At 70.7% G+C, this 7,923-nt stretch carries 5 protein-coding genes and 1 pseudogene; 3 read left to right on the top strand and 3 right to left on the bottom strand.

Annotation, left to right across the window (positions count from 1 at the left end):
• On the top strand, positions 1-2,614 hold a 2,614-nt coding region (locus FJV41_RS46400; RefSeq protein ID WP_246137848.1), incomplete at its 5' end, for an amidohydrolase family protein.
• Positions 2,615-2,692: 78 nt separating this feature from the next.
• Here the strand turns inward: FJV41_RS46400 and FJV41_RS46395 are convergent.
• The gene (locus FJV41_RS46395; protein WP_246137847.1) at positions 2,693-4,273 is read right to left on the bottom strand and encodes a ligand-binding sensor domain-containing protein; all 1,581 of its coding nucleotides are present in this window, start codon (positions 4,271-4,273) and stop codon (positions 2,693-2,695) included.
• 279 nt (positions 4,274-4,552) lie between these two features.
• On the opposite strand from FJV41_RS46395, the gene FJV41_RS46390 reads away from it, so the two are divergent.
• Positions 4,553-5,209, top strand: coding sequence for a class I SAM-dependent methyltransferase (locus tag FJV41_RS46390; RefSeq protein ID WP_246137849.1), 657 nt, complete (start codon positions 4,553-4,555; stop codon positions 5,207-5,209).
• 16 nt (positions 5,210-5,225) lie between these two features.
• Here FJV41_RS46390 and FJV41_RS46385 read toward each other — a convergent pair whose 3' ends face one another.
• On the bottom strand, positions 5,226-5,918 hold the full coding sequence (locus FJV41_RS46385; RefSeq protein ID WP_141649042.1) for a response regulator transcription factor: 693 nt from the start codon (positions 5,916-5,918) through the stop codon (positions 5,226-5,228).
• A complete protein-coding gene (locus FJV41_RS46380) occupies positions 5,915-7,447 on the bottom strand; it encodes a sensor histidine kinase (protein WP_141649041.1) in 1,533 nt (510 codons plus the stop codon). The genes FJV41_RS46385 and FJV41_RS46380 overlap by 4 nt, the downstream gene beginning before the upstream one ends.
• A gap of 259 nt (positions 7,448-7,706) precedes the next feature.
• On the opposite strand from FJV41_RS46380, the pseudogene FJV41_RS46375 reads away from it, so the two are divergent.
• Positions 7,707-7,923 (top strand): annotated as a pseudogene (locus tag FJV41_RS46375) (c-type cytochrome); the annotation flags it as partial.

Below are 7,923 nucleotides of genomic sequence, written 5' to 3'. Positions count from 1 at the left end.
CTCTTTGGCGCCCCCCGCTCCGACACGTGTCTGGAAGCAGGCGCGCGCGGTGGTGGTCCGTCATGCCACGGTGATGCCCGCCACCGGCCCGGCCATCGAGGATGGCGCGGTGGCCTGGGTGGACGGCAAGCTGACGGCGGTGGGGCGTAACGCGGAGGTGACGACACCTCCGGGCGCGGAGGAGGTGGATGGCACCGGCCTCTACGTCACCCCGGGCATCATCGACGCCCACAGCCACCTGGGCGTCTACGCGACGCCGGAGACGTTCTCCACGGGCGATGGCAACGAGGCCACGGCGCCGGTGACGGCCGAGGTCTCCGCCGAACACTCGTTCTGGCCGCAGGACCCGGGCCTGCGGCGCGCGGCGGCGGGTGGAGTCACGGCGCTGCTGGTGCTACCAGGTAGCGCCAACCTGATTGGTGGCCGGGGCTTCCCGGTGAAGCTGCACTTCGGACGGTCGGCGGCGGAAGTCCGCTTCCCGGGTGCGAGGGACGCGCTGAAGATGGCGTGTGGTGAGAACCCCCGGCGCGTCTACGGCGAGGGCCGCAACGTGGCGCCGTCCACCCGCATGGCCAACGTGGCGGGCTACCGGCAGGCGTTCGCCCAGGCCCGCGAGTACATGTCCAAGCTGGAGGAGTGGGCGAAGAAGAAGGAGAAGGCGCCGGACGACGCGGGCCCCGCGCCGCTGCGCGACTTGAAGCTGGAGACGCTGGCGGAGGTGCTGCGCGGCAACATCCTGGTGCAGAACCACTGCTACCGCGCGGACGAGATGGAGGTGATGCTCCAGGTGGCGGAGGAAGCCGGCTATTCGATTCGGGCCTTCCACCACGCGCTGGAGGCCTACAAGGTCCGCGACAGTCTGGCCGCGAAGGGTGTCGCCGTCGCGACCTGGGCGGACTGGTGGGGCTTCAAGCTGGAGGCATGGGACGGAATCCCCGAGAACGCCGGGCTGGTGTCGCAGGCGGGGGGCAAGGCCGTCATCCACTCGGACTCGGGCTTTGGCATCCAGCGGCTGAACCAGGAGGCCGGCAAGGCGATGTGGCGGGCGAGGGAGTCCGGCGTCCCCATTCCCGAGGAAGAGGCGCTGCGCTGGGTGACGCTGAACGCCGCGTGGGTGATGGGCGTGGAGGGCGTCACTGGCTCGCTGGAGCCGGGGAAGATGGCGGACGTGGTGCTGTGGAAGAACCACCCGCTGAGCGTCTATGCGAGGGCGCAGCGCGTGTGGGCGGATGGCGTGGTGACGTTCGACGCGGGCGCGGGCGCGGTGGAGGCGAGCGACTTCGAGGTGGGGGAGCTGGCGGCGAGCGCCGCGAAGCTGGTGGCCGCTCCCGCGCCGACGCCGTCCCTGGCCGACCTGGGCCTCGTCGCGCGCTGTGATGTCTCGAAGGAGCGCGCGTGCGCGGAGCTGGTGCCGCAGGGGCAGGAAGCCTGCACGGTGTTCCAGGGCGTGACGGCCTTCACGGGCTCGGCCTGGGTGAAGGTCGCCACGGTGGTGCTGGAGGGCGGCAAGGTGTCGAGCGTGCGCTCGCAGGGCGAGGGCGGCGCGCTCCCCGCGGGTTGCCGGACGGTGGACGGCAAGGGGCGGTTGTTGACGCCGGGCCTGGTGGACCCTCTCACCTCGCTGGGGTTGGTGGAGGTGGGCGCGGAGGTGTCGACGCAGGACGACGGGCTGCGCGGAGACGCGGCGAAGCGGGACGTGCGCGCGGCGCTGGTGTCGGCGGACAGCTTCAATCCGGCCTCGGCGGTGTTCCCGGTGACGCGGTTGGGCGGCGTCACCAGCGCGGTGACGGTGCAGCACGGAGGGCTGGTGGCCGGGCAGAGCGCCTTCGTGGCGACGGACGGCTCGGTGCGCCGCGCCTCGCTGGCGATGCACGTCAACCTGGGCATGGGCGGACGGGATGCCGTATCGGGCTCGCGCGCGCTGGTGCTGGAGCGGCTGCGCGAGGTCTTCTCCGACGCGCGTGAGTACGGCCGCCGCAAGGGTGACTTCGAGCAGCGGCGCATGCGGGACGTGGCGGCGAGCCGGCTGGATTTGGAGGCGCTCCAGCCGGTGCTCGCGGGCACGTTGCCGGTGGTGGTGACGGCGCAGAAGGCGTCGGACATCCGGGCGGCGCTGGCGCTTTCGCGCGAGTACAACCTCAAGCTCGTCATCGCCGGAGGCAGCGAGGCGTGGATGGTGGCGTCGGAGCTGGCCGCGGCGAAGGTGCCGGTGATTCTCCAGCCCACGCAGAACCTGCCCATGGACTTCGACCGGCTCAACAGCCGGCTGGACTCCGCGGCGCTCCTGAACAGCGCGGGCGTGAGGGTGCTGTTCTCCGTGCTGGGCGAGCCCGCGATGGTGCGCACGCTGGCGCAGGAGGCGGGCAACGCGGTGGCCTGGGGCCTGCCGCACACGGACGCGCTGCGCGCGATGACCTCCAGCGTGGCGGATGCGTTCGGCCTGCCGGTGGGGAAGCTTTCTCCCGGCGCGGTGGCGGACGTGGTGCTGTGGAACGGCGACCCGCTGGAGTCCGCGTCGCGGCCCGTGGGCATGTGGCTGGCCGGACGGCAGGTGCCGCTCGTCAGCCGTCAGCAGGCCCTGTTCGAGAAGCACCGCGTGCTGCCCGCGAAGTAGCGCGGGCCTGGACGTACGACGGCGGCCGCCCCCAGGTGAGGACGGCCGCCGCGTTCAAATCCATGGACCCGGGGGGCGCTAGTTGCCCTCGAAGACCCCGATGGCGCCCGCCACCCACTTCTTCGTGGTGGTGTCCTGGTAGCCCATGAAGCCCACCAGCATCCGCCGGCCGTCTCCCGAGGCATCTCCCTGGATGTCGCTGATGCGGGACATGCCGTACTTGCGGCCGAAGTCCGTCAGGCCGTAGTTGATGATGCTCCCGCCCTTGAGTCGCGACAGGCCACCGCCCCACGACGCGCCCACCCAGATGCTGCCGTCGGACGGGTCCAGGCCGATGGCGGACAGGTGCTTGTCCACCAGCCCCGAGCCCGCGCCCATGTGGCCCAGCACGGTGCCATTCGCGTCGATGTGCACCAGGCCGTTGCCGAACGAGCTCAGCCACGCCGTGCCGTCACGCGCCACCACCGCGCCGGAGATGTTGTCAGGCACGCGCTCATTGGGCTTCGAGTACTCGGGCTTGGCGTCCGGCCACAGGTCCAGCTTGTTGCTGCTGTCGTTCTCCGAACCCGTCTGCGAGCGCCAGAAGTTGCCGCCGTTGGTGCCGTAGCGGAAGCGCGTGGTGCGGTCCGAGCCGCCGAACCAGACGTCGCCGCTCGGGTCCACCGCGACGCCGTAGTAGGCGTCCGTCAGCAGAATCACGCCGCCCTGCGCGTTGTACGCGTTGATGTGCGGGTGCACGTGCTCGAAGACGCCGGAGCAGTTGAGCTGGCCGTTGCACATGGGCGCGCCGTCGAACTCCGCGTTGCCGCGCGCGAAGCCGTGGTTGCCGCCGAACCACACGCTCGCCTTGTTGTTGCCCAGCGCGTGCTTGTCGTAGCGGATGCGCAGCACGTTGCAGATCTTCTCGCGCCCTCGGGGCTCGGCCGCCACCACGTTGGGGCCGGAGAAGATGTCGTAGTGCACCACGTCCAGCGTGCCGTCCGAGTTCAGCATCACCTTGTCCGCGTCACCGCTCTTGTAGCGCGCCGGGTCCGGGCTCGGCCCGTCCCAGTTGTTCTCGCAGTGCTCGAAGCCCTTGCCCGGCATGCCCTCGTAGCCCACGAAGACGGTGCCCGACTTGCCGCCCGCCACGGAGATGACCTTCAGGTACTTGGCCCCCGGGGGCGTGCTGCCATCCGCCATGAAGCCGTAGGGGCGCAGGCCGTTCTCCATGCCGTAGCGCACGAGCCTCTCCGCGCCGCGCTTGAGCAGGAACAGGCCCTCCTCGCCGCCGGCCACCCAGACGTTGCCGCCCTCGTCGGCCGTCACGCCGTAGACGGTGACGGGGCCGCCCTGGTCCGCGCCGTAGAAGCGCCAGCCCGCGGGCGTCGGCAGCGGCGGAATCTCCACGTCCTGGCGAGGGTCCGTCGGACTCCCGCCGTCCGTGGGAGTGCCGCCGTCCGTCGGAGTCCCCGAGTCCGGCGTCTCCGTGGGCGTGCCCGAGTCGGGAGGCTCCGTGGGCGTACCCGAGTCTGGCGTCCCCGCGTCGGGGATCTCCTCCGGAGGGCCCGGGCGTCCAGGCGGAGGGCCCGGGTCATCCATGCCCGGGTTGTCCTGCTCCGAATCGTCGCCGCTCTTGCTGGAGCCGCAGCCCACCACGGTCCACATCGCGCCCGCCATGACGAGCGCTCCTGCCCAGCGCCATCCCCGCGTCATCCGAACTCACCCCACGAAAACCTGGGCCGCCCCGGATGGGCAGCCTTCCAGGGCCTCTGCATCGCAAGGCCGATGCCAGGGTTGGCTGCCGTTCCAAGCGGGACTCCGTCCGGTCCCGGACAGCCAGTGGGAAGCACAATCCCCAGTCTGGGAAAGTCGCTGTCCCGAAGACCCCCTCATTCGTGCTAGTGCCTTCCGGAAATGGGTGGGAACGACGCACGCGGTCGCACACCGTTGTCCTTGGTGGGGCAGGAGCCGGACCTCCTGTTCTACACACGCCAGGCGACCGAGCACGGTGCGCCCGTGTTGGTATTGGGCGCCGCCAACGGCCGGGTGGTCTGGGCATTGGCCGAGCATGGCTTCACCGCCGTGGGAGTGGACCCCTCGGAGGTGATGATTCGCTCCGCCGAGGAGCGCCGCGCCTCGGAGCCTCCGGAGGTCGCCAGCCGCGCCCGCTTCCTCGTCGCGGACCTGCGCTCCATCCGCCTTCAGGAACACTTCCCACTGGTGCTCGCCCCGCAGCACGCGCTGGGGCTGATGCCTGGCAATGATGACCTGGAGGCGTTCCTCTCCACGGTGCGCCACCACCTCACCCCGGGGGGCACCTTCGTGTACGACGTGCTCAACACGCCCCGCGAGCCGGTGCTGCCGCGCGATGACGAGGAGCCCAACGCGGGCCTGGAGCCGCGCCGGCCCCTGTTCGCCCTCCACCTGCGCGAGCGCAAGCAGCCGGGCGTGCCCAGCCCCATCCGCCGCCTCAAGCTGCGGCACTTCTCGCCAGAGGAGCTGGACGCGGCCCTCACCGGCGCGGGCTTCATCCCGCGCGAGCGCTACGGCCGCTTCGACGGCAAGCCCTTCGACCTGGAAGACTCGCGCCACATCGGCGTCGCCGGCCCGTGAGCACGGGCCGGAGTGCTCACTTCTCGAAGCGGTAGCCCAGGCCCCGCACGGTGACGAAGTGGCGGGGCTCCTCCGGGTTCGGCTCGAACTTGAGGCGCAGCTGGCGCATGAAGTTGTCCACCGTGCGCGCGCTGCCTTCGTAGTGGTAGCCCCACGCGCCGGACAACAGCTCCTCGCGGGTGAAGGTCCGCTCCGGGTGCGCGAGGAAGTGCGCCAGGAGCTTGAACTCCTGCGCCGTCAGCTCCACCGGCGTGCCGGCCTTGGCCACCGTGCGCGCGTTCATGTCCACGCTGACGTCGCCGAACGTCACCGGCGGCGCGGCCCCGAGCGTCGGGTAGCGCCGGCGCAGCACGGCCTTGATTCGCGCCAGCAGCTCCTGGAGCCCGAAGGGCTTCACCACATAGTCATCCGCGCCCAGGTTGAGGCCCAGAATCTTGTCCGTCTCCATGCCCTTGGCGGACAGCACGACGACGGGGGTGTCCCGGCCGCGCTGGCGCAGCTCCTTGAGCAGCTCGAAGCCGTTGAGCTCCGGCAGCATCAAGTCGAGCACGACGAGGTCCGGGGCCTCGTCCAGCGCGCGCTGGAGCCCCGTGCGCCCGTCCTGGGCCTGGAGCACCTCGTAGCCCTCGAAGCGCAGGTTCATGGACAGGCCGGCGAGGATGGACAGGTCATCCTCCACCACCAGGATGCGGCGGGTCGTCTCGCTCATGCCTTCTGCACCGGCAGGTGGATGGTGAACCGGCTGCCGCGGCCGGGCTCGCTCTTCACGGCGATGCGTCCGCCGTGAGCCTCGATGATACGCCGGGCGATGGCCAGCCCCAGCCCACTTCCCTCCGTCTTCCGGGTCAGCAGATTGTCCACCCGGTAGAAGCGCTCGAAGATGCGCTTGCGTTCCTTCGGAGCGATTCCCACGCCGTTGTCCTCCACCGCCAGGTCCACCCATCGGCCCGAGCGGCGTGCGCTCAGCTCGATGCGTCGGTTCGTTGGCCCGCTGTACTTGTAGGCATTCTGGAGCAGGTTGAGCAGCGCTCCCGCGACGGCTTCCTTGTCCACGTCCACGCGCGGCAGCCCCTCGGACACGTCGACCTTCAGGTCCACGCCGCCCTCCAGGCGCTGCGCGCGGAAGGCCGCCACCGCCGTGTCCACCACGTCCATGACGGGCATCGGCTCGCGCTGGTACACCTTGCGACCGCCTTCGATGCGGGACCAGTCCAGCACCCGCTCGATGAAGACGGACAGCCGCTCCGTCTCTCGCGTCAGCAGGGTGAGCACCTCCTGCATCTGCGCCGGGTCCTTCAGCCGCCCCAGGGCGAGCGTCTCGATGAACATGCGGATGGAGGTGAGCGGCGTGCGCAGTTCGTGGCTCACCAGCGACACGAAGTCCGTCTTCATGCGCGACAGCCGCGCCTCGCGGTAGAGCACGCGGCCCGTGTAGACGACTCCGAACGTCAGCGTCAGGTAGAACAACCCCAGCAGCACGCCGTACACGGCGCGGTTGCGCGCGGAGGCCCGGGCGACGGGGTCCTCGCCGGTGGGCAGCACCACCAGACGGAAGTCTTGAAGCGGAGGTGACAGCACGCGCTCGGCCAGCACTTGCGGCCCCAGCGCGCTGGCGCGAGCCTGCGCCACCTCCGACACCAGCTTGCCCATCAATCCGCCGCCCTCGCTGCTCTCGCGGGGCACGGGCATCAGCGCGAAGCGCACCGGCTCGCTGGACACCGCGCGGGGCTCCACGCGCTCCGTCAGCAGCAGCTCCAGGGCGCGCACGGACAGGCGCACGCCGCGCACGATGTCGCCCTTGCGCTCGGCCACCACGACGACGGAGCGGCCTCCGGCGGACAGCGAGAAGACGGTGGGTACCTCGGGCAGCGAGCCGACCTCTGGCATGACCGCGCCCAGGGCCTCCATCAGCAGCGGGTCCTCCGTGAAGGTGCGGCCTCCCTCGAGCTGGAAGGTGCCGTCGGGCTCCGACAGGATGCGTCCATCCGGCGCAAGCAACTGGAGCCTGCCGCCTTCCTCCGCGAGCTTCGCGGCGGACAGCTCCTTGGGCAGCTCCTGGGACAGTGACTCCAGCGTGCCCCGCCACGCGGACTCCAGGCGCTTCTCCACCGCGGCGCGCTCATTGATGATGGCCACCACGCCGAAGCCGGACAGGCCCGCGGACGGCAGCACCACCAGGATGATGAGCAGCGCGAAGGTGCGTCGGAAGCTGAGGATGACGGAGGGGGAGCGGGACACGCCCCTCTCCTTTACTCCCACCCGGCGCTACACGCTCGTGGCGTTTCGCCCGGGCGGAGGGGCTCGACTGTTCGCCACCCGCACCCAGGGAGGGGAAGGAATCGACTTTGGCGGCCTTCTGATGCAAGCATGGCCGGCTCGTGGGGGCGGCGAGCGACCAGGGCCGGGCGCCATTTCCCCTCCACGACACGGCGCGGCATTTCCCAGCGATGAGAGCAGTGGGCGGCATTCTCGTCGGGAACCGCGAGGAGGACACTTCATGAGACGGCACGTTCTGGCCGGTGTGGTGGCGGCGCTCGGGCTGATGGCTTGCGAGGACTCGTCGACGGGTGGCGGGTGGAGCAACGCGTCGGGCTCGGTGGCGCTCAGCCGGGATGATGCCTTCCTGTACGTGGTGGACGCGGACACCGGGGTGCTCGCGGTGGTGGAGACCGCGCGTGGGGAGAAGGTGGGCGAGGTGAAGGTGGGGGCGGGCC

It is taken from the genome of Myxococcus llanfairpwllgwyngyllgogerychwyrndrobwllllantysiliogogogochensis, assembly GCF_006636215.1.
In the GTDB taxonomy this organism is placed as follows: Bacteria; Myxococcota; Myxococcia; order Myxococcales; family Myxococcaceae; genus Myxococcus; species Myxococcus llanfairpwllgwyngyllgogerychwyrndrobwllllantysiliogogogochensis.
This window is presented reverse-complemented; position numbering and strand designations above follow the sequence as displayed.

Excerpts from the sequence above, each read along its gene's own strand:
- FJV41_RS46395 (WP_246137847.1), bottom strand. The coding sequence starts at position 4,273 with ATGGCGGGCGCGATGTGGACCGTGGTGGGCTGCGGCTCCAGCAAGAGC.
- FJV41_RS46385 (WP_141649042.1), bottom strand. The coding sequence starts at position 5,918 with ATGAGCGAGACGACCCGCCGCATCCTGGTGGTGGAGGATGACCTGTCC.